The 14,473-nt window shown below is 63.7% G+C and carries 15 protein-coding genes, 1 tRNA gene and 1 pseudogene; 2 read left to right on the forward strand and 15 right to left on the reverse strand.

Translation table 11 applies throughout. The features are described from left to right. Positions 1 to 32 precede the first annotated feature (32 nt). From ADT71_RS20265 to ADT71_RS20285, 6 genes and pseudogenes are all read right to left on the reverse strand, one after another. Positions 33 to 584: a DsbE family thiol:disulfide interchange protein gene (locus ADT71_RS20265; RefSeq protein WP_054439715.1), complete on the reverse strand. Its 552-nt coding sequence runs from the start codon at positions 582 to 584 to the stop codon at positions 33 to 35. Continuing rightward, positions 581 to 2,545 carry a heme lyase CcmF/NrfE family subunit gene (locus tag ADT71_RS20270; RefSeq protein ID WP_054439717.1) on the reverse strand — a complete coding sequence of 655 codons (1,965 nt, stop codon included), beginning with the start codon at positions 2,543 to 2,545 and terminating at the stop codon, positions 581 to 583. Before ADT71_RS20270 ends, ADT71_RS20265 begins: the two co-directional genes overlap by 4 nt. Positions 2,546 to 2,555: 10 nt before the next feature. Beyond that, positions 2,556 to 3,001 (reverse strand): annotated as a pseudogene (gene ccmE, locus ADT71_RS20275) (cytochrome c maturation protein CcmE). A gap of 38 nt (positions 3,002 to 3,039) precedes the next feature. After that, positions 3,040 to 3,195 carry a hypothetical protein gene (locus tag ADT71_RS31570; RefSeq protein WP_156336709.1) on the reverse strand — a complete coding sequence of 52 codons (156 nt, stop codon included), beginning with the start codon at positions 3,193 to 3,195 and terminating at the stop codon, positions 3,040 to 3,042. A gap of 9 nt (positions 3,196 to 3,204) precedes the next feature. Then, complete coding sequence (gene ccmC, locus ADT71_RS20280) at positions 3,205 to 3,933, reverse strand: heme ABC transporter permease CcmC (protein WP_054439719.1); 729 nt, start codon at positions 3,931 to 3,933, stop codon at positions 3,205 to 3,207. Positions 3,934 to 4,040: 107 nt separating this feature from the next. Continuing rightward, a tRNA-His gene (locus tag ADT71_RS20285) sits at positions 4,041 to 4,116 on the reverse strand. A 201-nt stretch (positions 4,117 to 4,317) separates the two neighbouring features. On the opposite strand from ADT71_RS20285, the gene ADT71_RS20290 reads away from it, so the two are divergent. Next, entirely contained in the window at positions 4,318 to 4,950 is a 633-nt protein-coding gene (locus ADT71_RS20290) for a 2OG-Fe(II) oxygenase (protein ID WP_054439721.1), read from the forward strand. A gap of 59 nt (positions 4,951 to 5,009) precedes the next feature. Here the strand turns inward: ADT71_RS20290 and ADT71_RS20295 are convergent, their stop codons facing one another. After that, the gene (locus ADT71_RS20295; protein ID WP_054439723.1) at positions 5,010 to 5,561 is read right to left on the reverse strand and encodes a superoxide dismutase family protein; all 552 of its coding nucleotides are present in this window, start codon (positions 5,559 to 5,561) and stop codon (positions 5,010 to 5,012) included. A gap of 192 nt (positions 5,562 to 5,753) precedes the next feature. Here ADT71_RS20295 and ADT71_RS30580 point away from each other — a divergent pair, with 192 nt between their 5' ends. Next, entirely contained in the window at positions 5,754 to 6,101 is a 348-nt protein-coding gene (locus ADT71_RS30580; protein WP_165913226.1) for a PilZ domain-containing protein, read from the forward strand. 87 nt (positions 6,102 to 6,188) lie between these two features. On the opposite strand, the gene rpmE is transcribed toward ADT71_RS30580, so the two are convergent. The 8 genes from rpmE to uppS all read right to left on the reverse strand — a co-directional run bounded on the left by rpmE (position 6,189) and on the right by uppS (position 14,443). Beyond that, entirely contained in the window at positions 6,189 to 6,416 is a 228-nt protein-coding gene (rpmE, locus tag ADT71_RS20305; RefSeq protein ID WP_054439727.1) for a 50S ribosomal protein L31, read from the reverse strand. A gap of 119 nt (positions 6,417 to 6,535) precedes the next feature. After that, positions 6,536 to 6,988: a 3-hydroxyacyl-ACP dehydratase FabZ gene (gene fabZ, locus ADT71_RS20310; protein WP_054439729.1), complete on the reverse strand. Its 453-nt coding sequence runs from the start codon at positions 6,986 to 6,988 to the stop codon at positions 6,536 to 6,538. A 20-nt stretch (positions 6,989 to 7,008) separates the two neighbouring features. Continuing rightward, positions 7,009 to 7,608, reverse strand: a complete 600-nt coding sequence (locus ADT71_RS20315; protein WP_054439732.1) for an OmpH family outer membrane protein — start codon at positions 7,606 to 7,608, stop codon at positions 7,009 to 7,011. Continuing rightward, a complete protein-coding gene (gene bamA, locus ADT71_RS20320; protein ID WP_231636063.1) occupies positions 7,608 to 10,247 on the reverse strand; it encodes an outer membrane protein assembly factor BamA in 2,640 nt (879 codons plus the stop codon). The genes ADT71_RS20315 and bamA overlap by 1 nt, the downstream gene beginning before the upstream one ends. A 173-nt stretch (positions 10,248 to 10,420) precedes the next feature. Next, positions 10,421 to 11,806 carry an RIP metalloprotease RseP gene (rseP, locus tag ADT71_RS20325; protein ID WP_054439736.1) on the reverse strand — a complete coding sequence of 462 codons (1,386 nt, stop codon included), beginning with the start codon at positions 11,804 to 11,806 and terminating at the stop codon, positions 10,421 to 10,423. Between the two features lie 30 nt (positions 11,807 to 11,836). Beyond that, on the reverse strand, positions 11,837 to 12,988 hold the full coding sequence (locus ADT71_RS20330; RefSeq protein WP_054439875.1) for a 1-deoxy-D-xylulose-5-phosphate reductoisomerase: 1,152 nt from the start codon (positions 12,986 to 12,988) through the stop codon (positions 11,837 to 11,839). 5 nt (positions 12,989 to 12,993) lie between these two features. Further along, entirely contained in the window at positions 12,994 to 13,767 is a 774-nt protein-coding gene (locus tag ADT71_RS20335) for a phosphatidate cytidylyltransferase (RefSeq protein ID WP_054439739.1), read from the reverse strand. Further along, positions 13,754 to 14,443, reverse strand: coding sequence for a polyprenyl diphosphate synthase (gene uppS, locus ADT71_RS20340; protein ID WP_054439741.1), 690 nt, complete (start codon positions 14,441 to 14,443; stop codon positions 13,754 to 13,756). Before uppS ends, ADT71_RS20335 begins: the two co-directional genes overlap by 14 nt. Positions 14,444 to 14,473 lie beyond the last annotated feature (30 nt).

The following is a 14,473-nucleotide window of genomic DNA, read 5'->3' on the forward strand; positions in this document are numbered from 1 at the left end:
CAGTGTCAGCAGCAATGCCGCGAAGAAACGGGTCACTGGCTCGCTTCCTTGAGCTTTTCGAGAATCAGCGGGATCTGGTCCGGCCTGATTTCGCCGATGTGCTGGTAGCGGATCACGCCCTTGCCATCGATCACGTAAGTCTCAGGCACGCCTGACGAACCGAGCGACAACTGCACCTTGCCGTCGTCATCCGCACCGACCCGCTTGTAGGGATCGCCGTTTTCCTCGAGGAACCCTTGCAACGCCTCGGTGCTGTCCCTCACCGATATGCCCTCGATCGGGACTCCGGCCCGGGCCAGGGCTCCCAGTTGCGGCGCCTCGACACGGCAGGGAATGCACCAGGAGGCGAAGATGTTGACGAGATGGGGCTTGCCGTCAGCCATATCCGCACTGTTCAGTCCAGGCCGATCCGGCAATGCCGCGGGCAGGGAGAACGCCGGCATCGGCTTGCCGACAAGCGTGCTGGCCACGGTCTTGTCGGCCGGGCGATAGAGCCCGAGCATGACAAGCGCCACGAACGCCACGAACAGCGCCAGAGGCAGCCAGATCGCCCAGCGAGGCGCCTTGGCGGACGGTTCGCTCATGAGCGCTCTCCCAGCTGGGCCTGACGTTCGCGGCGGTACGCGATCTTGTCACGGGCGAAGATACGGCGAAGGTCGCTCGCCACGCGGCCAAGCAGGGCCAGGAAGCCGCCCAGTGCAATCATCAGACCGCCAAGCCAGATCATCGTCACGAAAGGTTTCCACCACAAGCGAAGCTGCCAGCGCCCATCCTCGGCTTCTCCGCCCAGAACCGCATAAAGCTGCCCGTTCCAGCGCGTCAGCAATGCCGATTCGCTGGTCTGCTGCGGCGGCGCCCAGAAACTGCGCGATTGCGGATCGATCTGAATCACCCGCCCGGTATCGCCATAACGCACGAGCAGCCGCGCTTCGAGCGCCGTCCAGTTCGGCCCTGCCACCGGTTCCACGGTATCGAGTTTCACCTGCCACGGCCCGACTTCGGTAACGTCGCCGGCCTTCACCGCGACAAGCTTCTCGATCGAGAACGCGCTTTCGCAGCTCATCCCCAGTAGCGACACGGCAATACCGAGATGCGCCACCACCATGCCCCAGATCGGCAACGGCGTGCGGCGCAGGTTCCGCCCCTTGAGCGGCAGGACGCTGGCCCATCCCAGGCCTAGCGCCAGCGCGAAGCCCAGCGTCGACAACAGCGAGACACCGCCGATCGCCACCATGGCAATCATTCCCGCAACGATCAGCATGGCCGGGATCACCAGAGCCTTGCCGATGCGCGGGAACGAATCGCGCCTCCAGCGCAGCAGCGGCCCCACCATCAGCACGATCAGCATCGGAACCGCGAAAAGCGCGCCCATCGGATTGAAATAGGGCGGCCCGACGGAGACTTTCGCACCCATCGCCTCGGCCACCAGCGGATAGAGCGTGCCGAACAGGACGATGCCGAGAATCGCCGAAAGCATGACGTTGTTGAACACGAGAGCGCCCTCGCGGCTGACGACGGCAAAGCGCTCGCCTTCGGTCACGGTCGCCGCGCGCAGGGCAAACAAGATGAGCGCTCCGCCGATATTGATCGCCAGCAGCGCAAGGATGAAAGATCCGCGCTCGGGGTCGACCGCGAAAGCATGGACGCTGGTCAGAATGCCCGAACGCACGAGGAAAGTGCCGATCATCGACATCGAGAACGCCACCACCCCGAGCATCATCGTCCAGGCGCGCAGCGCATTGCGCGCCGCCAGCACGCTGACCGAATGGAGCAAGGCTGTTGCCGCCAGCCATGGCATCAACGAGGCGTTCTCGACCGGATCCCAGAACCACCAGCCGCCCCAGCCAAGTTCGTAATAGGCCCAGTAGGAGCCGGCCGTAATGCCGACCGTCAGGAAAATCCATGCGCCCAGCACCCACGGGCGCATGGCCCTTGCAAAGGCAGGGCCGACTTCCCGCGTGACGAGCGCGCCGATCGCGAAACTGAAGGCTACGGACAGGCCGACATAGCCGAGATAGAGCGTGGGCGGATGGAACGCGAGGCCGAGATCCTGAAGCAGCGGGTTGAGTCCATTGCCCTCCTGCGGAACCGGCAGCAGCCGTTCGAACGGATTCGAGGCGATCAGCAGGAAGGCATAGAAGCCGAGGCTGACGAAAGCCTGCCCCGCGAGCGTCGCCAGCATGGTCGGCTCCGGCAGCCGCTTCTCCACGAGCGCCACGAACCCGCCAGCCACACCCATGACGGTGACCCAGAGCAGCATCGAGCCCTCGTGGTTACCCCAGGTTCCGGCGATCTTGAAGATCAGCGGCTTCATCGAATGCGAGTTCATCGCCACCAGCTTCACCGAAAGGTCGGTGGAAGCGAACAGGTCGACGAGGGCCATGAAGGCAACGAGAGCCAGAAGGCCCTGCACGACGGCGACGGGACGCACGATGCCCGCCAGCGATGCCCCGCGCGCCGTCAGCGAAAGAGCACCCGCGATCAGTTGCAGGCCAGCGAGTGCAGCGGCCAGCCAAAGCGCTGCAAGTCCGAGTTCCGCGATCATTTCGACTGGTTCATTTCGTCTCGCGCATGACCTGCTCGGCCTGTTCCCTGCTCATGTCCTGCATTTCACGCGGCACGTAGTTCTCGTCATGCTTGGCCAGGAGATTGTCAGCCTGGAAGGTTCCGCCCGCGTCCAGATGGCCCTCCGCCACGACGCCCGAGCCTTCCACGAAAAGCGAAGGAACGATGCCCTTGAACCGCACGGGAACATGCGCCTTGCCGTCCTGCACGGCAAAGGCGATCGTCACCCCATCGGCCTCCGTCCTCAGCGACCCCTTCTCCACCATGCCGCCAAGGCGCATGCCCGGCCCGGCTCCGGCGGATTGGCCACGATTTCGCTCGGCACATAGAAATAGCTCGCCTGGTTACGCAGCGCCCAGGCTGCAAGCAGGCCCGCACCGATCAGCACCACCAGCGCGATCACCAGCAGGATCAGCCTCTGATGTTTCGCCTTGATCCCCGACGTCTTTGGAATTCCCGAAATCGCGGCCACCGTCAGCGCTTCCTCGCTTCGTCGCGGCGCTTTTCCGCGCGCTTCATCGACAGCAGCGACCAGGCGACCATCGCCGCGGTCGCACCCACGCCGATTGCATAAGCGGCCATCACGAAAACCCAGGGGTCCATCGTCTCGCGCATCAGTTCGTCCCCCACTCCATCGTCTCAGTATGCCTCGCTCAGCGCCTTGCGCCGTAAGCGGGCCTCCGCCTGCTGGTTGGCCAGAATCGCCCTCATCCGGGCCAGTACGCAACCTGCGAAGAGCAAGGTGAAGCCAAGCATCGCGAAAAGCAGCGGCCAGAGGAACTCCCCCGACATGGCCGACTTGCCGACCGTGATCGATGGCGCCTGATGCTGGCTGTTCCACCAGATCACCGAATAATGGATGATGGGAATGTTCACCGCGCCAACCAGGCCGAAGATCGCCGGGGCGCGGTTCTGTCCGCCGTCGGAAGCCTCGCTCGCTTGCGAAAGCGCCATCCAGCCGAAATAGAGGAACAAGAGCACCAGCATGCTGGTAAGGCGCCCGTCCCACACCCACCAGGTGCCCCAGGCCGGCCGCCCCCAGAGGGAGCCGGTAACGAGGCAGACCGCGGTGAAGACCGAACCGGGTACGGCACAGGCCCGCGCTGCAATCGCCGCGAGCGGGTGGCGCCAGACGAGTTCGGTGAAGCTGGCTGCGGCGATACCCATCCAACCGGCCATGCCGAGCCAGGCTGCGGGAACATGAAGGTAGACGATTCGCACCGTTTCGCCCTGAAGGCGTTCAGCCGGACCGAAGAACAGCCCCCATCCCAAAGCAGCCAGGGCAACGAGGATTCCCGCCCCCATGCAAAGCGGCATCAGCCAACGGGCGATGCGCAGGAAGCGGGCGGGATTGGCAAAGCCGTGCATGTCAGGAGGCTTCTATCGTTCGCGGTGAAAGGAGCAAGTGGCCTAAGTGAAAGCGCTGCGCTTTTCACCCAGCAAATGCCCCATGGCACGATGGATAAAAGATAAAATGGGGCGATCGATGGGGTTCGAACCACGACCTCCGGTACCACAAACCGGCGCTCTAACCAACTGAGCTACGATCGCCACACGAGAAAACACAGGCATCGCCGTGTCTTTCCAAAGCCCCGCTTCCGTTTCGCTGCGAAGCGACCGTTGCGGGAGCGCGCCCTTTGCACAAGGTTTGCCGACTTGAAAAGCAAAAAGTCGAGGTCGAACGCAAAAAATCGGAACGAGGCCGATCCAATGCAATTTTACCGGCATGATCCCCCCGCTAAAGCAGGGCTCATGAATGCTCCCGGCGAATCATCTGGCCAGATCCTGCTCGCACGTTCCGGCGTGCAACGCTTCCCATCCTCGAGGCTCGACCTGTTCGTTCTGCGCGATTTCCTCAAGGAGGCGGAATGCGAAGAGCTCGTCGCCCTGATCGAGGCGCGGCATCGCCCGTCCACGATCGCCAACTTCAATGGCGACAATGCCTTTCGCACCAGTTCCACCTGCGACCTCTCGCCCGATTTTCCCGCGGTTGCGGCACTGGCTGAGAAGCTGTCGAAACTGTCGGGGATCGACCCTGCCCACGCCGAGCCGCTGCAAGGGCAGCGCTACGAGGTAGGGCAGGAGTTCAAGGCCCACACCGACTATTTCGAGCCCAACAATGACGACTACAAGAAGTACTGCACCGTATCCGGCCAGCGCACCTGGACCTTCATGATCTACCTCAACACGGTAGAAGCCGGCGGCGCGACGCGGTTCAAGGTGATCGACAAACTGGTCCAGCCGGAACGCGGCAAGCTCATCGCCTGGAACAATCGCCGCCCGGACGGCACACTCAATCCCGCAACGCTTCATCACGCCATGAAAGTGCGCAAGGGACTCAAGTACGTCATCACCCAGTGGTATCGTGAAAAGCCCTGGGGATGACGGTTCGAGGATGAGCGGCCGAGGAGTGGCACCCCGCCGGTCCCCAGCCGCTTGGGCATTTACTTCGGCGCGCTGATCACGGCGCAGGCGATGCGGCCGCCGGCGTTGCCCGCGGGCTGGCTGGTATAGTCGTCAGGGTCGGCATGGATCACCAGGGCCGAACCATCGGCATCCGCAAGAGACTTGGCGCCCGCCGCAAGGGTCACGCCCGTGTTCAGAACCTGTGCCTTGAGCAGACCGTCAGTCCCGACATGCTGGTTCGGCATGTCTCCGCCATGCGGACCGCCCATGACCATGAGGCCGTGCTTGTGCTCGCCGCCGGTGAAGTGACCGCCCGCCGTCGTGAATTTCTGGGCAGGATCACACAGGCCCTTCTCATGGAAATGGAAACCGTGATCGCCGGCGGGCAGTCCCTTCAGGTCGGTCGTCACGAGGACGCCAGCAGGCGTGTCCTGCAGCATCACCATTCCAAGCGACTTGCCGTCGAGGCCGATCACGTCTGCATGAACCATCGGACCGCTCGCGGCGGCAGGCGCGGTATCCTGGGCAAGTGCCTGGCCGGCCACGACAGCGGCACCACATGCCGCCAGGATTTTCAGGGTACGGATCATTGCGCTTCTCCATTTGCGAGCCGGTTCACCGGCATCTGCGAACTTCCGCCGCCCTGCCCTTACGGATTTTCCGCAGGGCAAAGGCGCGCGGTGACTGACCGTTAACGATATTGGCCGAAATTGGCTCCGAGAACTCAATGGCCGAAAATCAAGCGGCCAGAAAATCCCTCGGGAAGCCAAGGACATCGCACAGTGAACGCACCGCTCGCAAGGCTCAAGGCCTGCTCTCCGCAGGCGCGGGACGAACGGCGGAGGGAAGACCGCCACATAACGTGCCACGAGGCAACACTCGAATCGCTTCGTGGCGGCTGCATGGGCGTGCAACTCGCCGACGTTTCCGCCCACGGATGTAGCGTGCGCGGTGAAGCGACATGGCTGCGGCAAGGCGCCTTTGTTTCGATTCGCCTCGGCACGAGCGCGAAACTGGACGCCATCGTCCGCTGGGTGCGCGGCGACGCGGCAGGCATGGAGTTCCTGCATCCGGTCCCGGCCGACCGATTCGACTGGCACGACCTGATGGATTTCGGGTTCGAAGCCTGACCGTCAGGATGCCGCATCTGCAGCAGGCAACAAAAAAGGCGGCCTCGAAAGGCCGCCTTCTTCGTGTTCGTGAAACTGACTTCGCGCTCAGTTCTTCTTGAGCGAAAGGCCACCGAAACGCTTGTTGAACTGGGCAACGCGGCCGCCGTCCTGCAGCTGAGCCTTGCCGCCGGTCCAGGCCGGGTGCGACGTCGGATCGATGTCGAGAACCAGCGTGTCACCTTCCGAGCCCCAGGTCGAGCGGGTCTGGAACGTGCTACCGTCGGTCATCTGGACGGTGATCAGGTGGTAGTCGGGATGGGTATCGGCCTTCATGTCGTATCTCTCTTCGCATATGGCCGGTTCCGACCGGCCTGCTTGGGAAAGCGGCGCCCTTACAGGGGCAGCCCCGAAATTGCAAGGAATAAGGGGAAGGCAAGCCCTCCCCCCATCCGTCAGGCGTCGGCGATCATGGCGGTGAAGTTGACCTCGCAGGTCACCTTCTCGCCGATCGAGGCCTTGCCCCAGAACTTGCAGACACGCGAACGCTTCTGGACGAAGCCGGCCCGCAGGTCGAGCAGGTTGCCCGGCGTCACGGGGTTACGGAACTTCGCTTCCTCGATCGCCATGAAGTAGACCAGCTTGCCGGTCCCTGCGAGGCCAAGCGCTTCAATCGCGAGAATTCCCGCCGCCTGCGCGAGCGCCTCGATCTGAAGCACGCCGGGCATGATCGGACGGCCGGGGAAGTGCCCCTGGAAGAAGTCCTCGTTGAAGCTCACGGCCTTGACCGCGTGGATCTCGTTCTCATCGAACGAGACCACACGGTCGACAAGCAGCATCGGGTAGCGATGCGGCAGCGCCGCCAGGATCTTCGCGGTGTCGTAGACGAACTCGGTCGAATCGCTCATCGCTCTACCCGCCGTCGCTCTTAGCGGCCCGAGGCCGCCGGAGCAGGCTGCTGCTGCGCCGGAGCGGTGGTGTTGATCGTGGTCAGCGCGCCGTTCAGCGCGGTCAGAACGTCGGTGGTGATGTCCAGCGACGGATCATAGGCCAGGGTCTGGCCCATCTCGACCAGCATGTTGGCGCCGCGCTTCTGCATCGCCGGCTTGTAGAGGTTCTGCAGCTGCGCCTGGATCTGCTGGCCGACATAGGCCTGGTTGCGCTGGATCTGCTGCTGCTGGCCCTGCAGTTCCTGGCCGGCCTGCTGTTCCTTCTGCTGGTAAGCCTGGATGCGGGTCTGCAGCGCGGCGTCGGGCTGCTTGCCGCCCAGTGCCTTCACAGCGGTTTCGAGACCCTGTGCTTCGGGCTGAAGCGAAGCCTGAAGCTGGTTGCGACGTGCTTCGAAGGTCTGGATCTGCTGCTGCAGCGCCTGGTTGGCGGTCTTGCAGGCGTTGCATTCGCGCGCAACGCGATCAAGGTCGACCACGGCAACCTTCGAGGCGGGTACGGCCTGCGCCAGCGCGGGCTGGGCCAGAGCGACAAGCGCCAGGCCCGAGGCCAGAGCGGCGGACTTGAGAAGCATGTTCATCAGAATTGAGTTCCCACGTTGAAAGTGAAGGTCTTGGTGTTGTCGCCGTCGTACTTCAGCAGCGCCTTGGAGATGTCGATACGGAACGGGCCGAAAGGCGAGTTCCAGTTGACGCCGAAGCCGATCGCGACGCGGGGCTTCCAGGTGTTGCCGACGAAGGTTTCGTCGAAATAGGTAGTGGTACCGTAAAGCGTGTTCGCCTCGCCGGTAACCGTATTTGTCGGGCTGGTAACGTACGAGATCGTCCCGTCCGACGCAGTCTGCTGGTAAAGCTGATTGCCGTCGGAATCGCGATTGCCGATGAAGCAGCCTGCCTTGCAGTGGCTCAGCTCGGGCGACTTGATCGCCCATACCGCGCCGGCATCCACGAAGATCGAGGGACGAAGGCCCATTTCACGAGCGCCGGAACCGAGCGGAATTTCAAGCTCGGCACGGCTCATGTAGTAGTAGCGGCCACCCAGCGCGTCATCCGAATCCGAACTTACTTCGTTGTTGGAGGCAGCCGTCGCGTCGGCGTAATAGCTACGCACCACGCGCGGACCGATGCCGCGAATGCCGAAGCCGCGAATCTGGGGCTCGCCCAGATAGAAGCGATCGGTCAGGCGAATATCGTCGCCGCCCCAGCCCTTGATCGCACCGCCCTCGCCCTGGAGCGAGAAGATGAAGCCACTGCCCAGCGGCCAGTACTTCGCCGCATTCGCGCGCAGGCGCACATACTTCACGTCGCCGCCAAGACCGGCCACGTCGATGTTGGTCGAGATGGTTTCGCCGCGGGTCGGGCGCATGCGATTGTCGAGGTTGTCGTAGATCAGCGAGAAGCCGAGGATCGAGCTCAGCCGCTGGCCGATCGCGTCGCAGAGATAGCGTCCTGCGCGAAGCGGATCGCAAACGTATTCGCCGTTGGAATTGACGGAATAATACGTGCTCTTGGACAAGGTCACGTCGTCGTAGTTGAGCGTGTAGCGGCCAACCGCGGTGAGGTACTCGGTCAGCGGAACGCCGGCACGAACCTGGAAGCCGGTGGTCGACTGCTGGTAGGTCGTGTTGCGGTCCGAGTTGTAGTACTGGAAGCTGTTGTAGTCGCGGCGATAGATGTCCACGCCCAGCGAGACGTTCTTGTCGAACAGGTACGGCTCCACGAAGCTCGCTTCGACCGACTTCGAGTAGGACGAATAGCTGCCCGAAAGACCGATCGTCTGACCGCGGCCGCGGAAGTTGCGCTGGCGGATCGAGGCCTGGAAGATGAAACGCTCAAGGCTCGAGAAACCGGCCGAGAGCTGGAGTTCGCCGGTCGGCTTCTCCTCGAGGTTGGCTTCGAGGATAATGCGGTCTTCGGCGGAACCGGGCTTCTGTTCGACCTCGAACTTCTCCTGGAAGTAACCGAGAGACTTGATGCGGTTGGTCGAACGCTTGACCTGCAGCGAGTTGAAAGCGTCACCTTCGGCGAGACGGAACTCGCGGCGGACGACCTTGTCCTGGGTCAGGGTGTTGCCGTTGATGTCGATCCGCTCGACATAGACGCGCGGCGCCTCCTGGATCACGAAGGTCAGCCCCATGGTGAGGTTTTCCTTGTCGCGATCGTACTGCGGACGCACGTCGGCGAAAGCATAGCCGAAGGCACCGGCGGTGTCGTTCAGGCCTTCGATGGTGTCCTCGACGAGCTTGGCGTTGTACCAGTCGCCCTTCTTCATCGACAGGTTCTTCGCCAGCTTCTCGCCGTCGAAGTCGCGCAGCTGGCTCTCGACCTTCACGTCGCCGAACTTGTAGCGCTTACCTTCCTCCACCACATAAGTGATGATGAAGTCCTTCTTGTCCGGCGTCAGTTCGGCGACCGCCGAAACCACGCGGAAATCGGCATAACCCTGCGTCAAGTAGAACTGGCGCAGCTTCTGCTGGTCGAAGGCCATGCGATCGGGATCGTAGCTGGTGCCCGAGCTGAAGATGCGCGTGATGCGCGACTGCTTCGTCACCATCTGGCCGCGCAGTTCGCCGTCGGAGAAGTGCTCGTTGCCAAGGATGTTGATCTGGCGAACCTTGGACTTGTCGCCCTCGGTGATCTCGAAGACGATGTCGACGCGGTTCTGGTCGAGCATGACCATCTTCGGCTCGACGGTCGCGGCGTAGCGGCCCTGACGCTTGTAGAGTTCGATGATGCGCGCAACGTCGGCGCGGATCTTCGAGCGGGTGAAGATCTGGCGCGGAGAGACCTTGATCTCCGGCAGGATCTTGTCGTCCTTGATGCGCTTGTTGCCCTCGAGGATGATGCGGTTGACGACGGGGTTTTCCTTGACCTGGATGGTCACGACGCCCTTGTCGTTGGTTACCTGCACTTCCGAGAACAGTTCGGTGCCGTAAAGATCCTTCAGCGCGGCGTCACCGGCAGCCTTGGTGTAGGGCTGGCCCACGCGCAGCTTGATGTAGGACATAACCGTCTGCGCCTCGAGGCGCTCGGCCCCGGTAACCTGGATAGTCAGGATCGTCTCGGCAGGCTCTGCCGCAGCGGCCGGCGCGGCTGCGGGAGCCGAAGACGCTGCTGCGTCCTGCGCAAATGCCGCATCTGGCACGCCTGCGAGGATCGTGGTTCCCAGGAGCACTGCTGCAAGCTGCGGCGCACGGCGGGCGTCAGTGCTGCGACCCATTACCAATCCCATCATTCTACGCAAATTCCCGTATTCGCTTTCGCGAGGACCCCGATCGATCCGCCAGGCTGCCTGTCAAAATGACAGACAATCGCGCCCATCTGCCCGATGGACGACGTCCAATCAAGCAGCCAATCCCGGCGGAAATGTGATCGCTGATGAATTCCTTCAGCCTATCCCCCGAAAATAGGGAGAGAAGCCAGATCGTTGACAGTGACGAACAGCATCAAGGCCAGCACGAGTGCCACCCCGGTGCGGATCGCCCATTCCTGACTGCGCAGGCCCAAGGGCTTCCGACGGACCAGTTCAGCCGCGTAGAAAGCCAGGTGCCCGCCGTCGAGCCCAGGAATTGGCAGGAGATTGATGAATGCCAAGTTAATCGAGATCATGGCCACGAAGCCCACGAAAGGCTCCCAACCAAGGGTGAACTGCTCACCGGAATACTTGGCGATCTTGATCGGGCCGCCCAGTTCCCGGACCGAACGGTCCCCGACGATGATCTGGCGGATTCCCGTGATCATGGTGCCCATGGTCGCGAAGCTCCGCTCCACGCCGATGCCCAGCGCCTGAACCGGACCGACGGCCTCCCGGCGGCCGAAGCCCGACTGGACACCGATGCGACCGATGGTCTCTGTGCGGCCATTGCTGCCGGTCTGCGTCGCACTGCCGATCGTCATCGGCAGCACATGGGCTTCGCCCTTGCGCATTACCGTGATCGTGACCTTCTGCCCCGCCCGCGACATGATGAGCGGCGGCACCTGAAGGAAGCTCGTCACGCCGACGCCATCGACCGCGACGATACGGTCGCCGATCTCCATGCCCGCCGCTTCGGCAGGCGAATCGCCGAAGAAACCGCTGACCACGGGAACCGCGAAATCGATACCGATATCGCCAATCCGGGCCTTGTTGCCGAACCTGTCGCTAACTTCCTCGCCGGAAAGCTTGACGGGCAGCGTGACATTGCGCCCGTCGCGATCGACCACCACGTTCACGGTCTTGTTCGGGAAGTAGACGGTATGTTCGGGGATATCGGTGATGCTGCCGATGCGGTTGCCGTCAATGGCGACGATGCGATCCCCGACCCGCAGCCCCGCCTCCTTCGCGGCCGATGATTCGGAGAAACCCGCCACTTCGGCATCGGCGATCAGGCGTCCGTTCGCATAGACGAAACCGGCCAGGATCAGCACGCAGAGCAGGAAATTGGTCAGGGGGCCGGCGAGAACGATCAGCGCCCGCTGCCAGAGCGGCTTGACGTGGAAGGTGCGCGCCCGCTCCTGCGGAGTCAGGCCGTCTTCCGCCGCGCTCGGCGCCGAAGCCGGGTTCATGTCGCCGGCGAACTGGACATAGCCGCCCAGCGGCAGCGCCGAGAGCTTCCAGCGAGTACCCCGCCTGTCGGTCCAGCCGGCGATCTCCTTGCCGAAGCCGATCGAGAAGGCATCCGCCTTCACGCCGAACAGCCTTCCGACCAGATAGTGGCCGAGTTCGTGGATCAGCACGAGCGGCCCGAGAACCAGCAGGAACGCGAAGATCGTCGTCAGCAGATTAGGCGATCCGGTCAAATCAGAGAATCTCCATCGGACCGCGTATCGTCACGCGGCCCCTGCGAGCATGCTTGCCCTTGCCCGCGCCTCGCCGTCAACAGCCAGTACGTCCGACAGGCTCGCGGGCGGGGCCGGCGAATAGGCGCCGAGCACGTCCTCGACCTGGGCGGCGATGCGGGTGAAAGGTATCCGGCCACCGAGAAAAGCGGCCACCGCCACCTCGTTAGCGGCATTGAGCACGGCGGGGATGCCGCCTCCGGCCTCCGCAGCTTCTCTGGCAAGACGCGTTGCGGGAAAACGCACTTCGTCGGGACGGCGGAAGGTGAGCTCACCGATTTCCGCAAGGTCGAGCGGCGCGCAGGGCGTGTCCATCCGCCCCGGCCACGCCAATGCCGAGGCTATCGGCACCCGCATGTCGGAAGGTCCGAGCTGCGCCAGTGTCGAGCCGTCGCGGTATTCGACCATCGAATGGACGACCGATTGCGGGTGGACGATGATGCGGAGACGATCGAGGCCCACCGGGAAGAGATAGTGCGCCTCGATCAGTTCGAGGCCCTTGTTGAACATCGTCGCCGAATCGACGCTGATCTTCGCGCCCATGTCCCAGTTCGGATGCTTGACCGCCTGCGCCGGAGTGGCCAGCGTCAGCTTGTCGAGCGACCAGTCCCGGAACGGCCCGCCACTGGCGGTAAGCGTGATCCAGCGAACATCGTCGAGATCGTTGCCCTGAAGGCACTGGAAGATCGCATTGTGCTCGGAATCGATCGGCAGCAGCGTGGCGCCGTGACGGGCGACGGCGGCCGTCATGACCTCACCGGCCGAAACCAGGGCTTCCTTGTTCGCGAGCGCAATGACGCGGCCCTGCTCGATCGCGGCCATGGTGGGCGCGAGGCCCGCGCAGCCGACGATGGCGGCAACCGTGACGTCGGCGCCGCGCGCCGCGGCCTCGACCAGCGCGGCTTGACCACCTGCCACCTCGATTCCCGTGCCGGCCAGCGCTTCGCGCAAGTCCGCGAGACTGGCCTCGTCGGCGACGACGGCGATTTGGGCGGAAAACTCCACCGCGAGCCGCGCCAGTTCAGGCACGTTGGCGTTGGCGGTCAGCGCCACGACCCGCCAGTCGGCGGGGCTGCGCCGCACGAGGTCCAGCGTCGAGGCGCCGATCGAGCCGGTGGCTCCGAGAACGGAAATGGTGCGCATGGTCGTCATCGCGGCTGGAACAGGATCATGAGGCCTAACACGAAAAGCACCGCAAGCAAGCCGTCTAGCCGGTCGAAGAAACCGCCGTGGCCCGGGATGAAGTGGCCCGAATCCTTGACCCCTGCCCGCCGCTTCATCCAGCTCTCGAAGAAATCTCCGGCCTGCGCGCAGACGGCGAGGAGGATGCCGGTCATCAGGCAGGTTGCGAATAGCGGCACCGGGTTTGCCGTCAGGTACCAGCAGGGCTGCATCCCGAAGCAAGCCGGACCGTCGGCGGCATTGCCCTGCGGATGGACCGAGATCAGCCCCTCCTGCCAGAACCTGGCGGCACCGAACAGCACCAGAGTGGCACCTAGAACGCCGCCAAGGAGGCCGGACCACGTTTTCGAAGGACTGATGGCAGGCGCGATTTTCGGACCCCCCAGTGCACGTCCGGTAAAGTAGGCGCCCACGTCGACTCCGATCACCGCGAGCAGCACCGTCAGCAGCGGCGCCAGGCTGAATGCGGGGTTGCGGAGGAACAGCAGCATGGCGGCGCCGATGCCGACGTAGACCATGCCGCCGAAGTTGAAGGCTGCGCGCTCCGCCGGGTTCTGCGTGCCGCCCCGCGCGAGCTTGACCCATTCCCACAGCACGCCGAGCGCCACCGCGCAGACGAAGGCGGTCCAGACCACGCCTCCGAGCCACAGCGTGCTGCCCGCGACCAGCAGCATGACTGCCGCCGAGATGCTCCGCACCTTGAGGTCGGCGTTCTTCTTCACCGGATCAGCGTCCGCCATAACGTCGGTCCCGCGTGGAGAAATCTTCGAGAGCCTGCCGCAAGTGTTCGGCGGTGAAATCCGGCCAGAGCACTTCGGTGAACATCATCTCGGCATAGGCGGCCTGCCAGAGCAGGAAGTTCGACAGCCGCACTTCGCCCGAAGTGCGGATCAGCAGGTCTAGCGGCGGCAGGTCCGCGGTATCGAGTTCGGCCGCGATGCTCTCGGGCGTGATCGGTCCCTTGGCGGCCGCCTTGGTGGCGGCGCGGGCGATCTCGTCCTGCGAACCGTAGTTGAGCGCGACCGCCAGCGTGGTCCCGGTGTTGCCGGCGGTGCGGGCGACCGCACCTTGACCAGTTCCACGACGTCGGGCGTTGAAGGCCTTGTAATCGCCGATGATCTTGAGCCGCACCCCTGCCGCTGCGAACTCGTCGAGGTCGGAGAGGATGAAGCGCTTCATCAGGCTCATGAGGTCGGAGACTTCCTCCTCCGGCCGGCGCCAGTTCTCGGTCGAAAAGGCGTAGAGCGTCAGCGCCTCCAGCCCCATCTCGCGCGCGCCGCGCACCACGCGCCGAACCGATTCGACGCCGCGCTGGTGGCCCAGCGCGCGCGGCAGGTGGCGCTTCTTGGCCCAGCGCCCGTTACCATCCATGATGATGGCAACATGGCGCGCCGAGACGGGTTCACTCTTCGCCATCAGACATTCCTCTAAGCGGACCGCAAGGCC

This window comes from Novosphingobium sp. ST904, from assembly GCF_001298105.1.
Taxonomy (GTDB): domain Bacteria; phylum Pseudomonadota; class Alphaproteobacteria; order Sphingomonadales; family Sphingomonadaceae; genus Novosphingobium.

Bases quoted from the DNA above. Each gene is read 5' to 3' on its own strand.
- ADT71_RS20290 (WP_054439721.1), top strand. From the start codon at position 4,318: ATGAATGCTCCCGGCGAATCATCTGGCCAGATCCTGCTCGCACGTTCC.
- fabZ (WP_054439729.1), bottom strand. From the start codon at position 6,988: ATGAGCGATTCGACCGAGTTCGTCTACGACACCGCGAAGATCCTGGCG.
- bamA (WP_231636063.1), bottom strand. From the start codon at position 10,247: ATGGGTCGCAGCACTGACGCCCGCCGTGCGCCGCAGCTTGCAGCAGTG.
- ADT71_RS20315 (WP_054439732.1), bottom strand. From the start codon at position 7,608: ATGAACATGCTTCTCAAGTCCGCCGCTCTGGCCTCGGGCCTGGCGCTT.
- rpmE (WP_054439727.1), bottom strand. From the start codon at position 6,416: ATGAAGGCCGATACCCATCCCGACTACCACCTGATCACCGTCCAGATG.
- uppS (WP_054439741.1), bottom strand. From the start codon at position 14,443: ATGGCGAAGAGTGAACCCGTCTCGGCGCGCCATGTTGCCATCATCATG.
- ADT71_RS20330 (WP_054439875.1), bottom strand. From the start codon at position 12,988: ATGCGCACCATTTCCGTTCTCGGAGCCACCGGCTCGATCGGCGCCTCG.
- ADT71_RS20265 (WP_054439715.1), bottom strand. From the start codon at position 584: ATGAGCGAACCGTCCGCCAAGGCGCCTCGCTGGGCGATCTGGCTGCCT.
- ADT71_RS20335 (WP_054439739.1), bottom strand. From the start codon at position 13,767: ATGGCGGACGCTGATCCGGTGAAGAAGAACGCCGACCTCAAGGTGCGG.
- ccmC (WP_054439719.1), bottom strand. From the start codon at position 3,933: ATGCACGGCTTTGCCAATCCCGCCCGCTTCCTGCGCATCGCCCGTTGG.
- ADT71_RS20295 (WP_054439723.1), bottom strand. From the start codon at position 5,561: ATGATCCGTACCCTGAAAATCCTGGCGGCATGTGGTGCCGCTGTCGTG.
- ADT71_RS20270 (WP_054439717.1), bottom strand. From the start codon at position 2,545: ATGATCGCGGAACTCGGACTTGCAGCGCTTTGGCTGGCCGCTGCACTC.